Source organism: Marivirga sp. (genome assembly GCF_035704835.1).
Taxonomy (GTDB): Bacteria; Bacteroidota; Bacteroidia; order Cytophagales; family Cyclobacteriaceae; genus Marivirga.
In genome coordinates this window covers 1-23,623 of record NZ_DASSWQ010000082.1, presented here as the reverse complement: position 1 = coordinate 23,623, position 23,623 = coordinate 1, and the positions used below count along the sequence as shown (strand labels likewise).

The following is a 23,623-nucleotide window of genomic DNA, read 5'->3' as shown; positions in this document are numbered from 1 at the left end:
TTAATCACTGAAGCCTACTAAAAAGGCAGAACTTTCAATCATTATCCGTGATTTTCTACTTTAATCTATTGATTAATATTTAGTAGTTTTGTGCTTAATAAATTTTGATTCTTGATGTTAGACAGATTAGAACGGATGAAAGAACGCTTTCAGGAAGTGGGCCAGTTAATGGTTCAGCCTGATGCTATGGCGGATATGAAAAAATTTACTCAACTCAGTAAAGAATATTCGGATTTGGAAAAAGTAGTGGAGGTTTATGATGCTTACACAAAAGTTTTGGATGACATCAAGCAAGCAAAAAACATTTTGGAGACTGAAAAAGAACCCGAATTTAGGGAAATGGCCAAGATGGAGTGGGAGGAATTAAAACCAGAGAAAGAAAAACTGGAAGAGGAATTGAAAAAAATGCTGATTCCTAAAGACCCAAATGATTCTAAAAATGCAGTGCTCGAAATTAGAGCAGGAACTGGGGGAGATGAAGCTGCTATTTTTGCTGGTGACCTTTTCAAAATGTATCAGCGCTATTGCGATAAAAACGGATTAAATCTGACCGTGCTCGATTTAACATTTGGAACAGCAGGCGGTTATAAAGAAATTATTAGTACCGTTACCGGAAAAAATGCCTATGGAACCATGAAATATGAATCTGGCGTCCATAGAGTGCAAAGAGTTCCGGCTACTGAAACCCAGGGAAGAGTGCATACTTCAGCTGCCACTGTTGCTGTTTTGCCCGAAATCGATGATGTGGAAGTAGAAATTGACATGAATGATGTCAGAAAAGACACCTATTGTTCTTCCGGGCCTGGTGGTCAGTCGGTTAATACCACTTATTCAGCGGTTCGATTGACTCACGAGCCTACTGGTCTGGTTGTAACTTGTCAAGATCAAAAATCTCAGCTTAAAAACTTTGATAAAGCACTAAGAGTATTGCGTTCTCGTTTGTATGAAATAGAATTAGCAAAGCAAAACGAGGCAGTTGGTGCTCAAAGACGAAGTATAGTCCGGAGTGGAGATAGATCTGATAAAATCAGGACCTATAATTATCCGCAAGGAAGAGTTACTGACCACAGAATAAATTACACTGTACATAATTTACCTAACATCATGAATGGTGAAATTGAAGACCTTATCGAAAATTTACAGATTGCCGAAAATGCCAGCAAATTGGATGAAACGGCTCAGTAAGACCTTACTTTTCGCTTTAGGTAGTTTCTTTTTTGCAGGATTTGCCTCTTGTTCATATGAGCCGGAGCCAACTTCTGAGCCGATAATTTTAACTTTTTCTACAGATACACTGCAATTTGATACGCTCTTTGCAGAAAGGTTGAGTATTACCAAGCGATTAAAAATAAAAAACCTATCCAACAAAGCGGTAAATATTTCATCTATTGCCTTAAGAAATCAAAGTCAAGATTTTCAGTTAACCCTGAACGGTAGGACTCAATCAAGTTTCGCAGATCAACTTTTATTAGCTGAAGACAGCTTACTTTTATTAGTATCAGCCAATATTGATCAAGGAAATCAAGATAATCCCTTTGTGATTAGAGATTATCTTGAAATCACCAACCAAGAAATTACTCAATCAGTTGTTTTTGAAGCTTGGGGCCAAAATGCACATTACATTTCAGATTCTATTTTAGTCTGTGATACTCGCTGGAGTGCGAATAAGCCTTATGTTTTAACGGGCATAATTCAAGTAGATTCTGCATGCACTTTAAATATTGAATCAGGAACCAAAATTTACAGTGCACCTGAAACTTTCATAATAATAGACGGAACTTTACAAGCGGAAGGAAATCTTGAAAATCCAATACTTTTTACCAACGACAGATTAGATGAACCATTTGCTAGTTCTCCTGGTCAATGGGGAGGAATTGTATTTTTGGAAAATAGCAAAGACAACTTCATTAAACATACTACTATTAAGAACGCTCTTTTTGGTCTTAATCTTAATATTTTTAATCCCGATAATGAACCAGATTTGACCATGGAAAATTGCTTTGTAGGTAATATGGCTATTTCTTCAGTAATCTCCCTAAACAGTGATTTTGCTGCACTAAACTCCGTTTTTTACAATACCGCCTCAGGAACGGTTTCCCATACAGGCGGAGGCAGTGCTTTTTACACCCACTGCACTATTGCGAATTATTTTAATACCAATAGAGAAAGCCCAGCTGCTTTATTTTCCGATTCAGCATTTGATAATAATGAAAATGAAATTATAGCCCCTATTAGCATTCAATTAGTGAACAACATCATTTACGGGCGAATTACAGAAGAAATCAGATTTTTAGAAGCACAAGAAGGCAACTTAAACTTATCATTTTCTCATAATCTGTTCCGAAGCAGCATAGCGCTTTTGAGTGAAAATAATTCAATTCGGAATCAGGGCCCTGAATTTAATGACATTAGCGCTAATGATTTCCGATTAAAAAGTACTTCACCAGCAATCAATGCAGGCTTATCAACCGATATCTCAACCGATATTCAGGGTCAAACCAGAGGAAATATGCCAGACATAGGAGCTTACGAATTTATTGAAATTGAAGAATAAAGTAAATTTTGAGAACTTATCCCCTTAGAAGTCAATAGTATCAATGTAATTTTTGACACAACCTTTTCAACCTAACTAATGTTAGTTGGGTATATAAAGCAAACTTGATTATCTTTGAAATTATTTCGGGAAACGACAAATTAAAATATTTATGGATTTTGGATTGAATGAGAATCAAAAAATGATTGCACAAATGGTGCAGGATTTTGGAGCAAAAGAAATTACCCCGCATCGCGACCAGTGGGATGAAGAGCAACACTTCCCAGTAGATGTTATGAAAAAATTGGGTGGCTTAGGATTAATGGGTGTTTTAGTACCTCAAGAATATGGTGGCTCCGGTTTTGGCTATGAAGAATATGTAACCGCTATCATGGAACTTGCCAAAGTTGATCCATCTATTGGTTTATCAATGGCAGCACATAACTCTTTATGTACTGGCCATATTTTACAATTCGCTAATGATGAGCAGAAAAAAAGATGGTTACCAAAATTAGCTACCGCAGAATGGATTGGAGCTTGGGGCTTAACCGAGCCAAATACGGGTTCTGATGCAGGAAATATGAGAACTACTGCCGTTCAAGATGGCGATTATTGGGTTATTAATGGTGCTAAAAACTGGATAACACATGGTAAATCTGGTGATATTGCAGTAGTTATTGTTAGAACTGGCGAAAAAGGTGATTCTCATGGAATGACTGCTTTTGTAGTGGAAAGAGGAACTGAAGGTTTCAAAGGCGGCAGAAAAGAAAACAAATTAGGAATGCGTTTGTCAGAAACTGCTGAAATGATTTTTGAAGACTGCAAAGTTCATAAAGATAATATTTTAGGAAATGTTGGAGAAGGCTTTATCCAATCTATGAAAGTATTAGATGGAGGAAGAATCTCAATTGCTGCACTTTCTTTAGGAATTGCCGAAGGAGCTTATGAAGCAGCTTTGGCTTACAGTAAAGAAAGACATCAATTCAATCAACCCATTTCTAACTTTCAGGGTATTGCTTTTAAATTAGCAGATATGGCAACAGAATTGGAAGGTGCCAAATTATTAACTTTCCAAGCCGCTGATTTAAAAAATAAAGGCAAAAATGTCAACAAAGAATCGGCTATGGCTAAATACTATGCTTCTGAAGTGGCAGTAAGAAACTCCGTTGAAGCTGTTCAGATTTTTGGTGGTTATGGCTATACAAAAGATTATCCTGTTGAAAAATACTACAGAGATTCTAAACTGTGTACGATTGGTGAAGGTACTTCCGAAATCCAAAAATTAGTAATCAGCAGAGCTATTTTGAAAGGTTAATAGTTCGAATCTTATAATTGATTTTGAGGATTGATGGCAGGTTGCCGTTAATCCTTTTTTTATCAACTAAAAAATACCCTCAGAATTTTTCAGTATTCAATTTCTATTTTGTTTTCGTTATTCTTCAAAATAAATAGAATATTTGCCATCTATCACTCTTTTCAAACTGTTTAGCTCTTCAGTCGTTTTTCAATGACTGTTGTTTATAAATAAGAGCATGAACTAATCAAGGAGGAATTTGTAGTAACCATGAGATTACTGCCGGAATTCAAGAATATCTATCTCGAATTCCAAATAGCGGTTGAAAATTAATACAAACACATGAAGCATATTTTAGCAGTTCAAAATTTAAGTAAAACCTACAAATCAGGCGAGAAATCCTTAACTGTACTTTCTGAAATTAATTTTGAAATAGAACCTGGAAGTAGTTGTGCTATTATCGGCCCATCAGGAAGTGGCAAAACCACTTTACTTGGTTTGTGTGCTGGTTTGGATGAAGCAGGAACAGGATCCATTATTTTAGACGGTAAACAACTAGAAAATCTTTCGGAAGATGAGAGAGCAGCCGTCAGAAATGCATCCGTTGGTTTTATTTTCCAAAGTTTCAATCTTTTGCCAACCTTAACCGCGCTGGAAAATGTGATGGTGCCTTTAGAATTGTTAGGCAAAAAAAATGTAAAACCTATTGCCGTTGACCTACTTGAAAAAGTAGGTTTAGGAGATAGAATGCATCATTACGCCTCTCAACTTTCAGGAGGCGAGCAACAAAGAGTTTCAATCGCAAGAGCTTTTGCCAATCAACCTAAAATTTTATTCGCAGATGAGCCTACAGGAAATTTAGATCAGGAAACTGGAGATACCATTGAAGCCCTCATTTTTAATTTAAACAAAGAATTAGGAACGACTTTAATTTTAGTGACTCACGATAACGAACTAGCGAAAAGAACAGACCGAATTCTTCAACTCAAAGGAGGAAAACTTATCAAAGACACACTAACGTCAGAGGAAGCTTAAAAAACCATTCTCATGCAAAATTTAAATTGGTTATTGAAAATGGCTTGGCGAGATAGTCGCAGAAATCGGTCACGCTTATTTCTTTTTATGAGCAGTATTGTGTTGGGCATTGCTGCATTAGTTGCTATTAATTCATTTGGAGATAACCTTACGCAACAAATAAATTCTGAAGCAAAGGAACTTTTAGGAGCCGATGTGGAACTGGAAAGCCGAAGCCCGTTTCCTGATTCGCTTTATCAATTTCTTCAAAATGAAAATCTTGAACTTTCCGAAGAAAGAGCCTTTGCCAGTATGGTATATTTCCCTAAAAATGGAGGAACTCGGCTGATAAATGTTCGTGCAGTAGAGGCTAATTATCCTTTTTATGGCGCAATAGAAACAACTCCTTTTAGCTCAGCTGAAAGCTATAACACTAATGAAAAAGCATTGGTGGATCAATCTTTGATGTTGCAATTTGATGTCCAGGCTGATGATTCAGTTCGCATAGGAACCTACACTTTCTCTATAGCGGGTGAAATCAATAAAACGCCAGGACAATCAGCTATCACTACGACAGTAGCACCACCTATTTTTATTCCTTTTTCCAAGTTGCAAGAAACAGGTTTAATGCAAAAAGGAAGTCGAATCAATTATAAATTATATGTAAAATTTCCTGATGGCGTTGATGATGAAACCTACTTTAATGAAGTTTTAAAGCCACGATTAGAAAAAGAAGAAATTCGATTTGATGATGTGGCAGAGCGAAAAGAGGAATTGGGAGATGCTTATTCCGATTTAACAGGCTTTCTGAATTTAACTGCATTTATTGCTTTACTCTTAGGTTGTATAGGGGTAGCAAGTTCTGTTCAGGTTTATGTAAAAGAAAAAGTAAAATCTGTTGCAATTCTCCGTTGCTTAGGTGCTTCTTCTTTGCAGGGAATGTGGATATTTTTAATTCAGATCGCTGTTATTGGGTTGATAGGTTCCGTAATCGGCTCTTTGATAGGCAGCAGTATTCAATATTTTCTTCCTCAACTTTTTGCCGATTTTCTTCCCTTTGAAATTGAACTCAGCTTTAGTTACAGCTCCTTTTTTCAAGGTATTTTAATTGGCTTGTTGGCTTCCGTCCTTTTTGCTTTAGTTCCGCTTTTGCAAATTCGTAAAGTTTCTCCTTTAAATGTATTAAGAAGTTTAGGATGGGGTAAAACCTCTAAAGCCAGCCGCTTTGTATATATTTTAGTTGTATTATTTGTATTTGGCTTTTCATACATACAGCTTAATGAACTTGATAAAGCGGCTATATTTACTGTTTCTTTACTCGGTTCAGCATTAATTTTGATGGGGGTTAGCAGATTAATCATTTGGGCTGTTAGAAAATATTTTCCAGAAAATGCGCCTTTCACCACACGCCAAGGTTTGGCTAATCTGTACAGACCCAACAATCAAACTTTAATATTGGTAGTCACCATCGGATTAGGAACAGCCCTAATCACAACATTGATGTTAAGCCAGGATTTGCTGCTGGATAAAGTGAAATTAAGTAGCAGTGAAAATCAACCTAATATGGTTCTGTTCGATATTCAAAGTGATCAGGTTGATGATGTAATAGAGATAACAAAAAAGGATAGTTTGCCAGTTATTCAGGAAGTGCCGATTGTCACTATGAAACTGCATAGCATACAAGGTGAATCCGTAGAATCAATACGAGAAGACACCACGGCTGGAGTTCGTAATTGGGTGTTAAGAAGAGAATATAGAGTGACTTATCGTGATAGCTTGATTGACTCAGAGACTATTTTGGAAGGTAAGTGGTATGGGGAAGTTCAAAATGCGAATGATTCTATATTCATTTCATTGGATGAAGGCTTAGCGGAAGACATGAAAGTTGGATTGGGAGACGCCCTCACTTTCAATGTTCAGGGAGCGCTAATTCAATGCTACGTAGGAAGTATTAGAGAAATTGATTGGCAACGCGTGCAAACCAATTTTCTGGTTGTTTTTCCAGAAGGCGTATTAGAAGAAGCTCCTAAATTTCACGTTTTATTAACGCGATACGAGAAAGTAGAAACCTCAGCTCAATATCAGCAGAAAGTCGTCAGCAAATTTCCTAATATTTCTATAATAGACTTGGATTTGATTTTGAAGACGGTAGATGAAGTTTTGGGTAAAATTTCCTTTGTCATTCAATTTATGGCTTTCTTTAGTATCATCACAGGTGTTATCGTCTTAATTGGTGCAGTTAATATAAGTAAATTTCAGCGCATGCAGGAAGCCGTTTTATTGAGAACTATAGGCGCAAGCAAAAAGCAGATTGTGCGCATTAACTTTATGGAATATTTCTTTTTAGGAAGTATCTCCAGCTTAACGGGCATCTTTATTGCCCTTTTATCCGCATGGGGACTAGCTTACTTTAGTTTTGAAACGGTATTTATCCCTAATCTTTGGGCAGTGCTGATAACTTATATCGGGATTACAGGCTTAACGGTTTTCATTGGGCTAACAAATAGTAGATCGGTGGTAAATAAACCACCTTTAGAGATTTTGAGGAAAGAAGTCTAATTAAAGATAAGTTCCACAAACTTCGGTTGTTAATGGAGATGTTGAAAAAATTCGAAATTTGATGAAAATTCAAACTTGAATACCTTCTTTAAGTTTTTTGAGCATGAAGAAATTCATTTTACTATTCTTACTAGCGAATCTTGCTTGTTCTGTCAATACTTCTGAAAAAGTGGAGATCAGTAAGCTAAGATTTAATTACCCTGATGATGCCTATATCTTTTTCAGAAATATGAGGCAAACCAGTTATGATTTGGAAATAATGGAAGAAGGTGGCTGGCGTATTTATCGCCATGAAGATCGCCAATCTGCTTCTACTGATTTTTACTTTAATATTGCTTTAGTTGTAAACTGGAGAGCAAATAAAGTTTACCCCATTATAGAAATGCCTAATTCGATAGAAATAGAAAAAGAAGGTTTCGAGGTCTATTGGGAAGCTTTGGAGTCTGATGATAAAGGAAGCATTATTTTGGAAGGCGAAAAAAGAAGAAATGAGATGATTTTTACTGCAGAACTTTATAACAAACTGATAGAGGAAGTACAATTTTATGTAATGTATAAAAACAGAAAATTGCCATTATTTCAAAACTCTGACCAAAAAGAAGCTTGCCGGGTTACCTTATATGATTTTTATAGAATGACAGGTTTACTTTAAATATCATTTGCTATGGTATTGAAATTCAATTGCATTAGGTTTTACAAAATCATTCTTCTACCTTTGCAGTCCTCAAAACAGTGGGCATAATTACTGAAAAAAACAGCCTACTGTTCTGGGAGATTATTCACGAGAGGAGGTGTAAATTATGATCGTAGTAAACGTAAAAGAAAACGAATCGATTGATAAAGCTTTAAAACGCTTTAAGAAGAAGTTTGAAAAGACTGGTGCTTTGAAAGAAGTCCGTGCTCGTCAACACTTCGTAAAGCCTTCTGTAGCCAGAAGAAAAGAAGTTATCCGTGCCGCCTATAGGCAAAAAATGAGGGATTTAGATAGCTAATTAATTTAGCTATTATCAAATAAATTGATTAAGTTAGTATCCACTTGCAACAATTGCATAGAAAGGATACTAACTTTTTTTTGCTCAAAAACTGAAAAGTCCTTTCATTTAATTTTGACGGTTTATTTTAAATATGCTGAACACTTTCCTGAAATATTTAGAGTTTGAAAAGCGCTACAGCAAACACACCCTAATTTCATATCAAAATGATTTGAATCAATTCATTTTATTTCTGGAAAATCAATATCAACTTCAAGATTTACTCAAGGCAGAACATAGGCATATACGTGCATGGATAGTAGCCTTGATGCAAGAAAAAATCAAACCGAAAAGTATCAATAGAAAAATCATTTCACTCAGAGCTTTTTATAAGTTTGCTATTTCTCGAGAAGCGGTAAACCAAAATCCTACACAGAAAATAAAAGCCCTTAAAACCAGCAAAGATTTACCTCAATTTGTGCAAGAAAAAGAAATGGATACTCTTTTATCACTAATTGAATTTCCTGATGATTTTGAAGGCAGCAGAGATTCATTAATAATGGAGTTACTTTACGGAACTGGCATAAGACTTTCTGAATTAATCGGCTTAAAATATTCAGATTTCAACTTTCAATCCAAAACGATAAGAGTTTTAGGAAAAGGAAATAAAGAACGAATTATTCCGTTTCATAACCAAATATTAAGCAGATTGAACACTTATATTTCTCATAAAAATAAAGTGTTTTCGAGCAACGAGAATACCGCCTTAATCGTTTCTAATAGTGGAAATGAAGCTTATCCCATGATGATTAATCGCATTACAAAAAAGTACCTTAACCAGGTTACAACTATAAGTAAAACAAGCCCTCACGTATTGAGGCATACATTTGCAACACATTTATTAAATAAGGGCGCAGACCTAAATGCAGTGAAAGATTTGTTAGGACACAGCAGCTTAGCTGCAACGCAGGTTTACACCCATAATTCGCTTGACAAACTCAAAAAAGTATTTGATCAAGCGCATCCTAAAGCGTAAGTTTAACCATAAAACACAAAAATCATGAAGCTACAAATGCATTCGATCCACTTTGACGCAGACACAAAACTGTTAGACTTTATTCAAAAACGAATAGACAAATTGGAAACCTTTTATGATCGATTTATCGATGGCGAAGTTTTTTTACGATTGGATAAAGATTCTGATAATGGAAACAAAATTGTAGAAGTGAAATTAAATATTCCAGGCAACCAGCTTTTTGCAAAAGAAAAAAGCGATTCATTTGAAGCTGGTATAGATGCTGCTTCTGAAGCCTTGAGAAGACAAATTAAAAAGTTCAAGGAAAAACAAATGGCACATTAATTGATTTGTATAATATATTTTTTAAAAAAGCTCGATTTAAGTCGGGCTTTTTTAATTTTGCTTTAGTTACAAAACTATAATGATTCAAAAATTACTCATTTTCAGTATTTTATTCACTTTTACATTTTCTGTAAAAGCACAGTATGTTATGGAACAGGATAGCAGTATTCTGCTTAATAATATGTACATCCAAATGGAAGTTAATGAATCCGTAAATGACATTTATAATGCTGAGCATGAAAAAGTAAAAAAAGATTTACTATGGTTGCGTTACAGATTCCCAAATCATCCTTTACCTTATTTCCTTTTTGGCCTAAATGAGTGGTGGAAAATTTTGCCTGAGCCATCACACTACCCTAATAATGAAAAAATGATTGCCTATCTGGATACCGCTCAGTTTTATGCAGAAGCAATGGAGGAGAAAGATGAAGAAAATTTAGAAGCTAAATTCTTTTTGGCTGCCATTCATGGCTTCAAAGGAAGGTTTTATGCTGAAAACCAGAACTGGACAAAGGCAGCATTCGAAGCCCGAAGTGCTTTAAGTTATATGGAGGATAGTAAAGGGAATAAAAACTTAAGTCCAGAGTTTTTGTTTGGAGATGCTTTATATAATTATTACGTTGAATGGGTGCCTGAGCATTATCCTATCCTTAAACCAGTATTAAGTTTCTTTGATGATGGCGATAAGAAATTAGGAGTGGAACAACTGACCAAAGTAGCTCAAAATGCTTTTTATACCCGAACAGAGGCACAATATTTTTTGATGAGGATTTGGGCATTAGATGAAGGCCAGCTATTTAAAGGGTTACAGCTATCTGAATATTTGCATGAAACTTATCCTCAAAATGCCTATTTTCACAGGTTTTACGCCCGGTTATTGTATACAGCCGGACGAATAGATGATGCTGAACGAGAATGTCTGGAAATATTTCAAAATATAGAGGCTGGTAAATCAGGTTATGGCGGCACTTCCGGGCGTTATGCAGGTTTTTTTCTCGGTCAAATCTATGAACGAAAGAATAATTTGGATGAAGCCAAAAAATATTATGAAAGAGCTATGATTTCATCCGAAAGTGTAGGAGAAGAGGAATCTGGTTATTATCTCTATAGTATTTATCATTTAGGGACTATTGCGCAGAAAAAAGGAGATTTGGAACTAGCTGAAGATTACTTTAAAAAAGCAAAGAAAAAAGCAGGGAGAAAACAAGGCATTTACCAAAGTGCTAAAGATAAATTGAGAGAATTATAGCATTTACCTGTGAAAACAATCGATTTCCTGATAGCGCCCATTACTTTTTTTGTGCTCATGTTTATTGCTTATGGTATCAGAGAAATTTCTGCTGACCAAGAAACAAGAAAGTATTTCTATCCCGCCTTGTTATTGAAAATGCTGGGTGCAATTGGAGTCGGGTTAATTTACCAATTTTATTACGGAGGCGGAGATACCTTTACATACTATACAAACGGAGCCTCCCACATAGTAAGTGCATTTTATAATAATTTTTCTGCAGGAGTAAAGCTCCTTACAGCAAATGGAGAATTTGATTCTGAGACTTACAAGTACTCGTCAAAAATCTGGATGTATCGAGACGCTACCTCCTACTTTATTGTTAGAATAGCTGCTATTTTTGGAATTCTCACTTACAACTCTTACGCAGGAACAGCCTTATTTTTTGCTTTTTTCTCCTTTTGGGGATTATGGATGATGTATCAGTCTTTCTGCAATATTTATCCTGAATTGAAGCTTCATTTTGCTATTGCTATATTTTTCATTCCAACCGTATTTTTTTGGGGCTCAGGTATTTTAAAAGATACCGTCACTTTAGGTGCAACAGGTTTTTTAGTCTATTCCTTTATTCAAGTATTCTTTGAAAGGAAAAAATTAATTTGGAACACTATGCTCTTGCTTATTTCTATCTATGTAATTACCTCTGTTAAATTATATATTTTCTTATCTCTTATGCCCGCTCTAATTCTCTGGTATTTTTTCTACCGAATTGGTACGATTCCTTCATTAGCAGCAAGAATATTGGTGGCTCCTTTTTTACTCATAATCGGTGGAGGAACCGCTTACTATGTAGCGCTTAAAGCTGGTGAAGACAATAATAGATATGCATTGGATCAAATTGCAGAAACTGCCCAAGTAACCGCCTATGACATTCGCTACTGGACTGGTAAGGATGCCGGCTCAGGTTATTCCTTGGGAGAATTAGATGGCACCTTCGAAAGCATGATTCGCTTAGCTCCCCAAGCTGTTAATGTTTCCTTATTTAGACCTTACATATGGGAAGTAAATAATCCATTGATGTTACTTTCTGCCTTGGAAGCATTGTTTTTACTTGGTCTTACAATTCGACTTTTTTATCGAAATAAATTAATAGACATTACCCAAAGTATCCGATCACCCATCATTTTATTTTGTCTGATTTTTGCAATTATTTTTGCTTTTGGAGTTGGCATTTCCACCTACAATTTTGGTACGCTTTCCCGCTACAGAATTGTGATGGTTCCTTTCTATGTTATGGCCATTTTCATCATAGATTTTCATGCACAAATAAAAACCTCTAACCCAACAGAATAATATTCTTTAATTAGTTGTAAGCTCAAACTATTAATTAATTATTCTGTGGAATACTTATAATTTATTACTTAATACACTGTTTTTGTTAAATTGTTGCTATCTTAAAAGTTCAATTTTTTTACCTCTACTACTTCCCATTATTTAATTTTTATGGATGCTTTAGAATTTAATAAAATCAAATTACTGCATGAACAGGTCGAATCCTTAACCAAATCAGGAACCTGGGAATTAGATTTAAAAAAAAATAAACTAAGTTGGTCCGATGGAGTCTTTCGCATGCTTGGTTACCAACCTCAGGAATTTGAAGTGACTTTTGAAAAAGGTGTAGAAGTAATTCACCCTCAAGATCGAGAAAGAGCCACTGCCTTAATGGAAAATGTTTTACAAAATAATGTAGAATATATTATTGAAAAAAAACTACTTACAAAAACCGGAAACATCATCCATGTTCGCACAAAAGCCAATGTTTTTAAAGATGACCAAGGTACTCCAATAAAACTTATAGGTGTTTTTCAAGATATCAGTGATTTTGTAAAGTCACAAGAGCAAGTTGTGGAGCAAAATGTGTTAACTCAAGATATCATCAGAAATCTTCCTTCCGCATTTTACCTTTTTAATGAGAAAGGGGAGCATTTGTTATGGAACAAGCAGTTAGAAGAGATTACAGGCTATAATCATAAGGAAATTGCATCACTAACACCCTTAGATTTATATGAAGGGGAGGAAGTAGAAAAGATTAAGTATCATATAAATGAAGTTTTAGAGAAAGGTTATACTGAGGTAGAGGCGTGGCTCAGTACTAAAAATAATGGTAAAGTTCCTTTATTTTTTACTGCTTCTATTATTCAGTACAAAGGAGAACGCTGTGTGTTCGGAACCGGCACTGATATAAGCAAAAGACTGTCACTTCTGCATGAACTCGAATTACTAATAAGCAATACTGATGAAGCATTTATTTACATTGATCAGGAATTGAATGTGATTTCGTTTAACAATCAGATGAAATCTCATTATTCTCTTCTTTTCAATAAGGAGCTTAAAAAGGGACTCAAACTTACTCATTTAGCTAAAAAAAATCAGAAAGAAGATTTAAATCATATCATAAATCAGGTTTGGATGAAACAACAAGCCAAAGCTATCCTTCATGCTAATTCAGATGATCAAAAGAAATATTTTGAGCTGAAATTCAAACCGATTTTATCGGATGATAATAAAGTCGATGGCATATTCATAACTTCTCTTGATATAACCGAAACGCATACCATACACACCGCGCTTAAAAAAAGTAAACAAAAACTGCAGCAAGTACTCGATAGCTCCCTTGATACATTATGTACCATTGATGAAAACGGAATTTTCCAAATGGTTAGTCGATCATCTGAAAAATTATGGGGGTATAAACCAGAGGAGTTGGTTGGAAAGCCATTTATGGATTTTGTAGTGGAAGAAGATAAAGCGTTAACTACCCAAGTGGCTAAAGAAATAAGAGAAGGGAAACAATATAGGAATTTCGAAAATCACTACAGACATAAAAACGGTGAAATAGTCCCTGTTGTATGGTCTGCATATTGGGAGGAGGAACAAAACCTAATGAATTGTGTAGCAAGAGACGCTACCGATAAATTACAAGAAGAAGAACAACTTAAATTCAGTGAAGGGCGGTTTAAGTCTCTGGTTCAACAAGGGGGCGATTTAATCGCAATTCTTGATTTAGAAGGCAAATACAAATATGTAAGTCCTACTTCCACCTCTATTTTAGGTATAAAACCGGAAGAATTTATAGGCAATAACGCATTTGATTTTATTCATCCTGATGATAAGGAGTGGGCGGTTAAAGAATTTGAAAAACTTGAAAAAGAGAATCATATAGTTTTACCTCCTTTTCGATTTAAAAATAAAAAAGGTAATTGGAGATGGTTGGAATCCCAAATTTCAAATCTATTTGATGAGCCTTCGGTTCAAGGAATAGTCGCTAATTCTAGAGATGTAACTGAAAAAATTGAGATTGAAAAAGAATTAAAAGAAGGCAAAGAAAGGCTAGAACTTTTAATGAAAGCCGGCTCTGAAAGCATTTGGGATTATGATATTACAAAAAATGAATTATTCCTTGGAGAGGGCTATCAAAAAAAATATGGTTTAGAGTCCTCTAAAAAAATAAGCAACCTTGAATTACATGATGCGCTAGTTCACCCAGAAGATTTTGAATCCTTTAAAAGTGGTATAACCAAGGCTTTTGCAAATCCTAAAATTACTGAATGGCAAGAAAGCTATCGTTTTAGGAAAAAAAATGGCGATTATGTAAGGGTGCAAGATAGAGCCATTATATTAAGAGATGAAAAAGGGAAAGCAATTAGAGCGATTGGCGCTATTAAAGATGTAAACCAACAATTTCTGAGTAATAAACTCGATGAAATAGAAAAAGTACTGATGGAAGCTAGTATTAAAGCTGAGATGCCGCTTCAGAAATTACTGAAAAACTATTTATCAGGCATCGATTCTTTATTTCAAGGAATGAAATGCTCTATAAGTTCTATAGAACAAGGCCGACTAAGAAACCTAATTTCTCCAGGACTACCTAAAGAATATTTAGACGATATCGAAGGCTTACCAATCGGCTTAAATCAAGGTTCTTGTGGAACAGCAGCATTTTTAAAGAAACAAATAGTTGCAAAAGACATTTTCAGTGATGAACGATGGGCTTCCTTTACTCATCTGGCAAAAAATTATGGGTTCAAGTCATGTTGGTCGGAGCCAATTTTTAATGAAAAGGGTAATGTAATTGCCACATTTGCTATTTACCATGAAGAGGTAAAAGGTCATGAAGATTTAGAAATTAATATTTTTGAAAGGGCCGCTAGATTAATTTCAGTTATTCTTCAAAATTTCGCTTACATCAAAAACATTAAAGAAAGTAACGAAAGATTTACTTATATCAACAAGGCTACTAATAATGCTATTTACGATTGGGATATTAACAGTGATCACTTTTACTGGGGAAACAGCCTTACTCGAGTATTTGGACATAACATCAATGAAAATAAATTTAGCCTCAGAGACTGGACACAGTGGATACATCCAGATGATCTAGATGAAATTCTTCAAAATCTAGATATGCTTTTAGCCAATCCTCAAGAATCCAAATGGAGCTATGAATACCGATTTAAAGATATAAATGGTCAATATGCCTTTGTTGAAGATATTGGCTATTTAATAAGAGATGAAAATGGTCAACCTTTACGGATGATCGGTGCTTTAAGAGATCAGACGCAATATAAACAAGAACAAATTAAACAGGAACTCCAATATAATCTGTCGCAATTTTTCAAAATGGAAGACAGTTTAGACCAAATCCTGAACAAAAGCATTAAATATTTAAGCGAGTTTGGTTCGTATTCTGCTGGTGAAATATGGCTACTGAGCCATGATAAGCAAATACTTCATTTATCTGCATGCTATGCTAAAAGTGGAGATAAAGAAGTGTTTTATAAAGAAAATGTGCTAAAAACTATCCAGCTGGGTGAAGGATTACCAGGTTCAGTTTGGAAAACCTTGAAAAATGAAGTCTGGAATGACATTAACAAGACTTCGAAATTTGAGAGATCATCCTTAGCAGAAAAAGCAACTATAAAATCAGCAGCTGCTTATCCTTTTTTCTACCGTGAAAAAATAATAGGGGTTATGGTGCTTTTTTCAGATTATGAATTGAAAGAACATGACCATAATGTCACCTATTACAATAATTTAAAGCATTATCTAGGTGCAGAAATAATGCGAAAACAACAGGAAGAGGAGCTTAATCTATTCTTTAACAGTGCACCTGATATATTGGCCATAGCCTCTCCTGATGGATATTTTGTAAAAGTAAATCCTGCATTTTGCGAACTTCTTGGGTATGCAGAAGATGAACTAACTTCAACCCCTTTTTCAGATTATATTCATCCAGATTATTTAAAGAGCACTACCTTAGAGTTTGGTGAAACCATATCAGGAGATCGAAAATCAAGTGGTTTTATTAATCGCTATAGAACCAAAAACGGAAACTACAAATGGATTTCATGGAACTCTTCTGATGTTTTTGGGCAAGAAGGATTCGTCTTTTCTTACGGAAGAGATGTCACTGAAATGCTTGAAATGCAACAAACGGTTAAAAACGCCACAAAATTAGCAAGAGTTGGTGGTTGGGAAATCAATCAATTAACTGGGGAACATTCCTGGTCACCAATGACCAAAGAGATTCACGAAGTGCCTCATGATTTTAATCCAAGCCTGGCTGAAGCAATAAATTTTTATCACCCAGATTATCAAGAAAAAGTTAGCGAAGCGGTAGAAAAAGCCATTGAAACCGGAGGCCCTTTTGATTTTGAAGCTATCATAATCACACTCAAAGGAAATGAAAGATGGGTTAGAGCAATTGGAAATGCAGAGTTAAGAAATGGAGAATGCATACGCATATACGGAAGTTTTCAAGATATAAATGATAAGAAAAATGCAGAGATTAGGCTTCAAAAAATCTCCAACAACATTCCCGGAGTCATTTTTCAGTATCATTTAAAACCAGATGGCACGGATTTTATGAAATTTATAAGTGAGGGCTCTAAAGAAGTTTGGGGTTTTGATTCAAAGGATGTTTTAGAAAATAATCAACTGGTTTGGAACAGAATTGAAGCCGGTGGGGAAATTGATAAGGTTCAAAAATCTATAATGGAATCTGCCGAAAATTTGACAAGATGGCGAGCAAAATGGCGATATATCATGCCTAATGGTCTTGTCAAATATCATGAGGGTTTTGGTAATCCAGATGTATTAGCTGATGGTACTATTATTTGGAATTCTATTATCACTGATATCACTGATTTATTTGACTTGGAGAAAATGGCGGAACGTACTTCTAAATTTGCTAAAATAGGAAGTTGGGAGTTGAGTTTATCTGATGACTTGAAAGAAGATAGACTTTTTTGGTCACCAACAACTCGGCAAATTCTTGAGGTTGACGATGATTATAAACCTTCCTTTTCATCAGCTTTTGAATTTTATTTTCAAAAAGACAAAAGATTCATTGAGAAGGCAATCCATAAACTCATTCATGAAGGAGAAGAATTCGATTTTGAAGTACCCATTAAAACACATAGAGGAAATAAAAAGTGGAATCGATGCATTGGCCATGGTGACCGAGTAAACGGAAAAACGCTTCGTATTTATGGCAGTTATCAAGACATTGACAAGCAAAAAAGGACAGAACTTGCAGTGCAGGATGCTCTAACTGAAAAAGAGGATATTCTAGAAAGTATTGGAGATGCTTTTTTTGCAGTTGATAAAAATTGGATAGTTACGTATTGGAATAAAGAAGCAGAAAAACTTCTAGGGAAGAAGAGAGAAGAAATTCTATCAAAAAATCTATGGGAAGAATATGAAGCTGCCATAAGCCTTAAATTTTACGAAGAATATCATAAAGCCGTAAATACGCAAGAAACGGTTCATTTTGAAGAGTATTTTCCCCCTATTGATAAGTGGTTTGAAGTAAGTGCATATCCTTCTGATAAGGGATTATCCGTATATTTTAAAGATATAACATTAAGAAAAACTGCTGAAGAAAAAATCAGAGCTTCCAATGACCGTTTTGAAAAAGTAGCACTGGCCACAAATGATTCCATTTGGGATTGGGATTTAGTTTCAGGAAGTGTTACTCGCTCAGGAAGTGGTTTTGAAAATCAATTTGGATACACTATTTCAGAAGCTAACCAAGATATCCATTTCTGGAAAAATAATGTTCATCCTGAGGACTTAGAAGCGATCTTAAAAACACAGCAGATAATACTGAAAGATAAAAATTCTAACTTCTGGACTGGCCAATACCGATTTAAAAAGAAATCAGGGGAATATGCCTATGTAATTGATAAGGGACTTATTGTACGAAATGAAAAAGGAAAAGCCATCAGAATGATAGGAGCCACTACTGACATTACAGCCCGTAAACGATATGAAGAATCCTTACTTGAAATAAATGATAGACTTATTAAGCAAACTCAGGAATTAGCACACTCAAATGCTGAACTCGAACAATTCGCCTACGTAGCTTCTCATGATTTACAAGAACCGCTACGAATGGTTTCAGGCTTTTTGACACAATTAGAAAAAAAATATGGTGATCAGTTAGACGAAAAAGCTAATCAGTACATCAACTTTGCCGTGGATGGAGCAAAAAGAATGCGTCAAATCATTTTGGATTTATTGGATTATTCTAAAATTGGTAAAAAGGAAGAAGAAATAGTATCAGTAGATCTGAATGAGGTATTGTATGAAGTTTGCCTTCTGCAGCGCAAGCAGATAGAAGAGTTAAACGCTAAAGTAGAATTTAAAGATTTACCCATAATATTTGGGCATCCCTCACCTATGATTCAGGTTTTCAGTAATCTTATTTCAAATTCACTCAAATATAGCCATCATGAGTTACCTCCAAAGATTATAATCAAGGCAGCAGAACTCAAAAACGAATGGAAATTTTCCTTAAAAGATAATGGGATAGGAATAGAAGAAGAATATTATGAAAAGATTTTTAATATTTTTTCAACGGCTACACAACAAAAATGAATACTCAGGTACAGGTATGGGTCTGGCAATTGTAAAGAAGATAATTGAAAACATGAATGGCAATATTTGGGTAAGGTCAACCCCAGGTAAAGGCAGTACATTCTATTTTACTATTCCTAAAGCCTAGGATTAAAAAACAAATGTAATTTTACAAACGCAAAAGAACATTTTTTTATATTTATTTCACTTGATATCGTATTTCATATCCATAATAATTTTGTAGTTTTCTTGTATATTTTATCATTATATTAAATCGGAGAGTAAAAAAGATGATAAAAGTCATTGAATTTGAATAACATCTAAATTTTATGGCGCAACTTAGCTTAAAAAGCATGATGTATAGATTCAGTATTATTTTTAATGTTTTATATAGCCATGTAGTGGAAAATATGGCATGTAATATCATTAGGAAGAGTATAAATTCAAAGAATATATATTTTAATACATTTACTCGGGTTAATTAAGGTTTAAAACAGAAAACAGTATAAAATAAAGCTGTTTAACGTTTTCCTAAAACCCCACAAAATTCATTACAGTAATTATTACAAAATGGATCAACCAATAAAAATGAAATCTACATGAAATCAATCCATATCCTTTAAGTAGAAGATAACGAGGGCGATATCGTATTGACCCAGGAAGCTTTTGAAGAAAGCAAAATTATTAATACTATGGACGTGGCTAAAAATGGTAAAGAAGCCCTAAATATTTTATTTCAAAAAGAGGGTTATGAAAATAGTAAGATCCCTGATTTAGTGCTTTTAGATATTAATTTGCCCATTAAAAGCGGTCATGAAGTCTTACAAGAATTAAAATCAGACCCCGTAAAAAAGCATATCCCCATTATTATGCTAACCACTTCCTCGGCTCAAAATGATATAAAATTAGCCTATCAACATTATGCTAACTGTTATATTACAAAACCAGTTGAAATCAATGAATTTTTGGAAGCAATTTCCACAATAGAGCAGTTTTGGTTTAACATTGTTAGCTTGCCTTCTAGTAATAGTTAATTGAAAATGAAAGGACCAGATATCAGATATAATGTATTAATAATTGAAGATAATCCTGGGGATTATGTCCTGATTGAAGACTATTTGGAAGAAACCACCATTGTAAAAAAACTACATTGGGCAGAAAACTTCAATGAAGCTAAAAAAATACTAACTGAAAATAATTCAATTGATATTATTTTGCTGGATTTAAGTTTACCTGACAAAGATGGGGAGCCACTCATCAAAGGCATTCAGCTTTTTTCTAACAATAAACCCATAATTATTTTAACCGGCTATCCTGATGCTGATTTTGCAATCAAATCATTGGCTTTAGGCGCTTCAGACTACCTATTAAAAGATGTTTTAAATAGTACCGTTTTACACAAGAGCATTATTTATAATATTGAGCGGAACAAAATTCTAGTGAACCTCAGAAGATCCGAACAGCGCTATTCAGACCTTTTCCATTTCAGCCCATTGCCAATGTGGGTTTTTGATAGAGAAACTTTGAATTTTCTAGATGTGAATGATGCTGCCATTGCTCATTACGGATATACATACAAAGAATTTTTAAGTATGGATATTACACAAATCAGAGCCAAAGCTGATATGCCCATTTTAGTTTCTGCACTTGATAAAGTGAAAGAGGCGCATGAAAATTTATATCATGGTGAAATTACTCATATCAAAAAAAACGGGGATTATATAAGGGTAGAAGTTCGTTCCAATAGCTTTGAGTATAAGGGAAGGCCAGCAGAAATTATTTTGGTAAATGATGTAACAGAAAGGAACCAACATATTGAAGCAATAGAAAAGCAAAATGACATACTTAAAGATATCGCTTGGACTCAATCGCACGTTGTAAGAGCCCCATTAGCCAGACTTTTGGGCTTGGTCAATCTGTTAAGTGATGGTAAAATTGGCGAAAGTGAGAAAAAGGATTTTTATAAGTATATTCAAGATTCAGCAGAAGAGCTAGATGAAATTGTGAAGGGAGTGGTGAGCAAATCACAACAATTTGATATTTACAAAAAGAAAGATGAAAATTAAGACCTTAATCATAGATGATGATGAGATTTCTATCATGCTTACTGATATCTTATTAAAAGAAATACCTTTTTTCCAAGAAATCAATAGCTACTTAGATGGTAATTTTGCATTAGAAAATCTGAAAATGGAATATTCAAATGAAATTGCATACATCATAATTTTAGACATCAATATGCCATTAATGAGTGGCTGGGAGTTTTTAGAGGAAATTAAACACTTTGCTTCTCATAAAAACACCTCTGTTTTTATGTTAAGTTCATCTACAGACAAATTAGATATGGAAAAAGCAGAAAAGTTTGAATTGGTAAAAGGATTTTTCAGTAAACCATTGAAAAATGAAAATCTTAAAGAAATGCAAGCACTTACTACTAATTGATTGCTCTCAAAAAGAGAGAAACTTTTAGCTTCTCACTTTTTGATGAATCAATTTTTTTTCTTGTTTCTTCGAATTAATAACGCCCGTAATAAATGGGAACAATATTGCTGATGTAATCACTATTATTTGTACTATCATTTCTTTACTCATCTTATTTTTATTAATATACTTATTATTACTTTAGAAATGCTCTTAAACTTAAATTGTTATTGGTTGAACGAGATTTAAAACTCTAAACAGTACATAAAATCAAAGGCTTCATCCTAGAATTAAAACTAAAAAATACTTACCGCAGTAAAAAATTAACATTTGGTTTTTTGGGAATTTTTAAAAAGGGGCCAACAAAAAATTAATATCAATATACTAAGGTGTACATGAATCAGATGCATCGATAATTAAATCATTTTAAGATCAAATCTTGAAAATTACTAGATATAAAGTGGATTTTTATAAGATATTTAGCCGCTGATGTAAGGTTTTTAGATAAAAACTGAACTTTTTTATGTGATTTTGATCTAAATAATTAACTTCCCTTTGAATTGACATGAAATGAGCATAAATTTTAGAATCCTCAACGTACCAACCGAGGATAGCTTGTCTGCCTCTGGCAGGAATAAAATTTATTGAATTACATGTGACCGTTGAAAATATAACTATACTCATGAAAATGCTGAATAAATAGAAATATGGCGAAACTTAAGAATATTATCATGCAACTTTCAGACGCAGATTATCATGCTGTACATGAAAGCTTATCCACGGGCGGAGCAGAAAAATCTGCATATTTGCTGAAATCAATGCGTGAAAGTTCTTCCAGTGATCACGCCATTATGGAGGAGCTGGAAGTGAATACTAATGCGTATTACACTTTAAGATCAAGACTAAATCAAAAAATAGAAGAATATCTCCTACAACAAATGGAGAATCCCAGAACGGATATTCTTAAAAAGGTAGCAAACATCAATGAAATAATATTCACAAAGAAAAAAGCTATCGCTATTGCAACTTTAAAGAAGTTAGAAAAAGAATTAATTGATTATGACCTTTCAAACGAATTAACAATAGTTTATAAAGCTTTAAAAAAATTGCACCAGAATACAGAAGAGTATTTTGGTTATAGCCAATTATACAATCGCCATGTTGCATACATGCTAGCAGTTGATAAAGCAGAGGATTTGTTAAGCAGTTATTTCATAAAATTTGGCAATTACTCCCTAACAGGCGATGAAACCAACAAATTAGAACTGGTTTTATTAAACAGGGAAATGATAAATACTTGTAGAATTTACGACTCCCACCGGTTATTTATTTATAAAAACTGTTTGAATATCTTCCACAGGCTGTTTGTGGAAGAAGATGAAACAAGTGTAGATTTAGATCCGATTGAGGACCTATTGGCGAAGGCTGACGGAATTTTTGAACTCTACAGCTTAGATTCTATCTATTTCCATTTGAAACTTGTTTACGAGTTCCTTAAATTAGAGTATTACAATCACTATAGATTATTTAGAAAATCGGATAATTATTTTGAGGAAGTAAACGAATCATGTGCTGCATTTTTATCCAACTTTAATTTGTTTACCTATCCAGCTCAATTCTTAATAACCAAATTGCAAAGGGCTAAAAGAATTCCAGAAAAAATAATGCTTTCTGAAGAAAATGCTGCTCTTTTTCAGGACTTTGAACCTGATAGAGATGATATTCCACAATACATTACGTACGCCACTTACCGTTCTTTAAGTTGCCATTTCGACAGAAAATATGAGGATGCTGCTAAATGGTTAAACAATTTATTGAATGACGTAAGCCTTAAAAAATATCAAAATGCTCAATTAGAAATCAAAACACTTTTAGCATTAGAATATTGCTTAATGAAGGATTACGAGCTATTTAATCAGCTTATAAATAGTATTCAAAGACAAATTCGAATCATCGGGAAGGACAATTGCATGAACATTCAAGTTTTGAATAAAATCATGAAAATATCTTTAAGCGAATCTAAAAGGAATAAAGAGGAAAAAATTCAAGAGCTTGTGAAAAAGTTTAAGTCACTTGAACCCATTCAGCATTTTGCTCCTACTTTACTACTTGAGTTCAATGATGACATGATTAAAAAACTGGTTGGATAACTTATTTTAGGACGAGACACCCAGAACAAAAAAGGGAGTATCTCATAAACTGTGTAAGTTCTAAATCAGGGCTTACAAAACAGTTATTGAGCCTCGGAAATTTAGGGAGTGATTTTGTAAAAATCGCTACTTAAATTTCGAGGAGCCCGCGGCAGGCGCTTTTCTCAATTTGT

16 protein-coding genes and 1 pseudogene are annotated in these 23,623 nt (G+C 34.3%); all 17 read left to right on the top strand.

Going from position 1 to position 23,623, the window contains the following annotated elements:
* Positions 1–114: 114 nt before the first annotated feature.
* Positions 115–1,185, top strand: a complete 1,071-nt coding sequence (gene prfA / locus VFM92_RS14215) for a peptide chain release factor 1 (protein WP_325122892.1) — start codon at positions 115–117, stop codon at positions 1,183–1,185.
* Positions 1,169–2,554: a choice-of-anchor Q domain-containing protein gene (locus VFM92_RS14210; RefSeq protein ID WP_325122891.1), complete on the top strand. Its 1,386-nt coding sequence runs from the start codon at positions 1,169–1,171 to the stop codon at positions 2,552–2,554. The genes prfA and VFM92_RS14210 overlap by 17 nt, the downstream gene beginning before the upstream one ends.
* Before the next feature lie 151 nt (positions 2,555–2,705).
* Positions 2,706–3,848, top strand: a complete 1,143-nt coding sequence (locus tag VFM92_RS14205) for an acyl-CoA dehydrogenase family protein (RefSeq protein WP_325122890.1) — start codon at positions 2,706–2,708, stop codon at positions 3,846–3,848.
* A gap of 321 nt (positions 3,849–4,169) precedes the next feature.
* The gene (locus VFM92_RS14200; RefSeq protein WP_325122889.1) at positions 4,170–4,862 is read left to right on the top strand and encodes an ABC transporter ATP-binding protein; all 693 of its coding nucleotides are present in this window, start codon (positions 4,170–4,172) and stop codon (positions 4,860–4,862) included.
* Between the two features lie 12 nt (positions 4,863–4,874).
* Positions 4,875–7,400, top strand: coding sequence for an ABC transporter permease (locus VFM92_RS14195; RefSeq protein ID WP_325122888.1), 2,526 nt, complete (start codon positions 4,875–4,877; stop codon positions 7,398–7,400).
* Positions 7,401–7,503: 103 nt separating this feature from the next.
* A complete protein-coding gene (locus tag VFM92_RS14190; protein ID WP_325122887.1) occupies positions 7,504–8,052 on the top strand; it encodes a hypothetical protein in 549 nt (182 codons plus the stop codon).
* Between the two features lie 148 nt (positions 8,053–8,200).
* A complete protein-coding gene (rpsU, locus tag VFM92_RS14185) occupies positions 8,201–8,392 on the top strand; it encodes a 30S ribosomal protein S21 (RefSeq protein WP_085516059.1) in 192 nt (63 codons plus the stop codon).
* A 133-nt stretch (positions 8,393–8,525) separates the two neighbouring features.
* The gene (locus VFM92_RS14180) at positions 8,526–9,407 is read left to right on the top strand and encodes a tyrosine-type recombinase/integrase (RefSeq protein ID WP_325122886.1); all 882 of its coding nucleotides are present in this window, start codon (positions 8,526–8,528) and stop codon (positions 9,405–9,407) included.
* 24 nt (positions 9,408–9,431) lie between these two features.
* Positions 9,432–9,731 (top strand): ribosome hibernation-promoting factor, HPF/YfiA family, encoded by a 300-nt coding sequence (hpf, locus tag VFM92_RS14175; RefSeq protein WP_325122885.1) that lies wholly within the window; start codon positions 9,432–9,434, stop codon positions 9,729–9,731.
* Between the two features lie 79 nt (positions 9,732–9,810).
* Positions 9,811–10,980 carry a tetratricopeptide repeat protein gene (locus tag VFM92_RS14170; RefSeq protein ID WP_325122884.1) on the top strand — a complete coding sequence of 390 codons (1,170 nt, stop codon included), beginning with the start codon at positions 9,811–9,813 and terminating at the stop codon, positions 10,978–10,980.
* Positions 10,981–10,989: 9 nt separating this feature from the next.
* Complete coding sequence (locus tag VFM92_RS14165; RefSeq protein ID WP_325122883.1) at positions 10,990–12,312, top strand: hypothetical protein; 1,323 nt, start codon at positions 10,990–10,992, stop codon at positions 12,310–12,312.
* 150 nt (positions 12,313–12,462) lie between these two features.
* Positions 12,463–18,900, top strand: coding sequence for a PAS domain-containing protein (locus VFM92_RS14160; protein ID WP_325122882.1), 6,438 nt, complete (start codon positions 12,463–12,465; stop codon positions 18,898–18,900).
* Positions 18,854–19,027: an ATP-binding protein gene (locus VFM92_RS16950; RefSeq protein WP_414675579.1), complete on the top strand. Its 174-nt coding sequence runs from the start codon at positions 18,854–18,856 to the stop codon at positions 19,025–19,027. The genes VFM92_RS14160 and VFM92_RS16950 overlap by 47 nt, the downstream gene beginning before the upstream one ends.
* 487 nt (positions 19,028–19,514) lie before the next feature.
* A pseudogene (locus tag VFM92_RS14155) lies at positions 19,515–19,913 on the top strand (response regulator); the annotation flags it as partial.
* 6 nt (positions 19,914–19,919) lie between these two features.
* Entirely contained in the window at positions 19,920–20,945 is a 1,026-nt protein-coding gene (locus VFM92_RS14150; protein ID WP_325122881.1) for a response regulator, read from the top strand.
* The gene (locus tag VFM92_RS14145) at positions 20,935–21,321 is read left to right on the top strand and encodes a response regulator (protein WP_325122880.1); all 387 of its coding nucleotides are present in this window, start codon (positions 20,935–20,937) and stop codon (positions 21,319–21,321) included. The genes VFM92_RS14150 and VFM92_RS14145 overlap by 11 nt, the downstream gene beginning before the upstream one ends.
* A 686-nt stretch (positions 21,322–22,007) precedes the next feature.
* Positions 22,008–23,450: a hypothetical protein gene (locus VFM92_RS14140; protein WP_325122879.1), complete on the top strand. Its 1,443-nt coding sequence runs from the start codon at positions 22,008–22,010 to the stop codon at positions 23,448–23,450.
* Positions 23,451–23,623: the final 173 nt, after the last annotated feature.

Excerpts from the sequence above, each read along its gene's own strand:
- prfA (WP_325122892.1), top strand. The coding sequence starts at position 115 with ATGTTAGACAGATTAGAACGGATGAAAGAACGCTTTCAGGAAGTGGGC.
- VFM92_RS14210 (WP_325122891.1), top strand. The coding sequence starts at position 1,169 with ATGAAACGGCTCAGTAAGACCTTACTTTTCGCTTTAGGTAGTTTCTTT.
- VFM92_RS14205 (WP_325122890.1), top strand. The coding sequence starts at position 2,706 with ATGGATTTTGGATTGAATGAGAATCAAAAAATGATTGCACAAATGGTG.
- VFM92_RS14200 (WP_325122889.1), top strand. The coding sequence starts at position 4,170 with ATGAAGCATATTTTAGCAGTTCAAAATTTAAGTAAAACCTACAAATCA.
- VFM92_RS14195 (WP_325122888.1), top strand. The coding sequence starts at position 4,875 with ATGCAAAATTTAAATTGGTTATTGAAAATGGCTTGGCGAGATAGTCGC.
- VFM92_RS14190 (WP_325122887.1), top strand. The coding sequence starts at position 7,504 with ATGAAGAAATTCATTTTACTATTCTTACTAGCGAATCTTGCTTGTTCT.
- rpsU (WP_085516059.1), top strand. The coding sequence starts at position 8,201 with ATGATCGTAGTAAACGTAAAAGAAAACGAATCGATTGATAAAGCTTTA.
- VFM92_RS14180 (WP_325122886.1), top strand. The coding sequence starts at position 8,526 with ATGCTGAACACTTTCCTGAAATATTTAGAGTTTGAAAAGCGCTACAGC.
- hpf (WP_325122885.1), top strand. The coding sequence starts at position 9,432 with ATGAAGCTACAAATGCATTCGATCCACTTTGACGCAGACACAAAACTG.
- VFM92_RS14170 (WP_325122884.1), top strand. The coding sequence starts at position 9,811 with ATGATTCAAAAATTACTCATTTTCAGTATTTTATTCACTTTTACATTT.
- VFM92_RS14160 (WP_325122882.1), top strand. The coding sequence starts at position 12,463 with ATGGATGCTTTAGAATTTAATAAAATCAAATTACTGCATGAACAGGTC.
- VFM92_RS16950 (WP_414675579.1), top strand. The coding sequence starts at position 18,854 with ATGAAAAGATTTTTAATATTTTTTCAACGGCTACACAACAAAAATGAA.
- VFM92_RS14150 (WP_325122881.1), top strand. The coding sequence starts at position 19,920 with ATGAAAGGACCAGATATCAGATATAATGTATTAATAATTGAAGATAAT.
- VFM92_RS14145 (WP_325122880.1), top strand. The coding sequence starts at position 20,935 with ATGAAAATTAAGACCTTAATCATAGATGATGATGAGATTTCTATCATG.
- VFM92_RS14140 (WP_325122879.1), top strand. The coding sequence starts at position 22,008 with ATGGCGAAACTTAAGAATATTATCATGCAACTTTCAGACGCAGATTAT.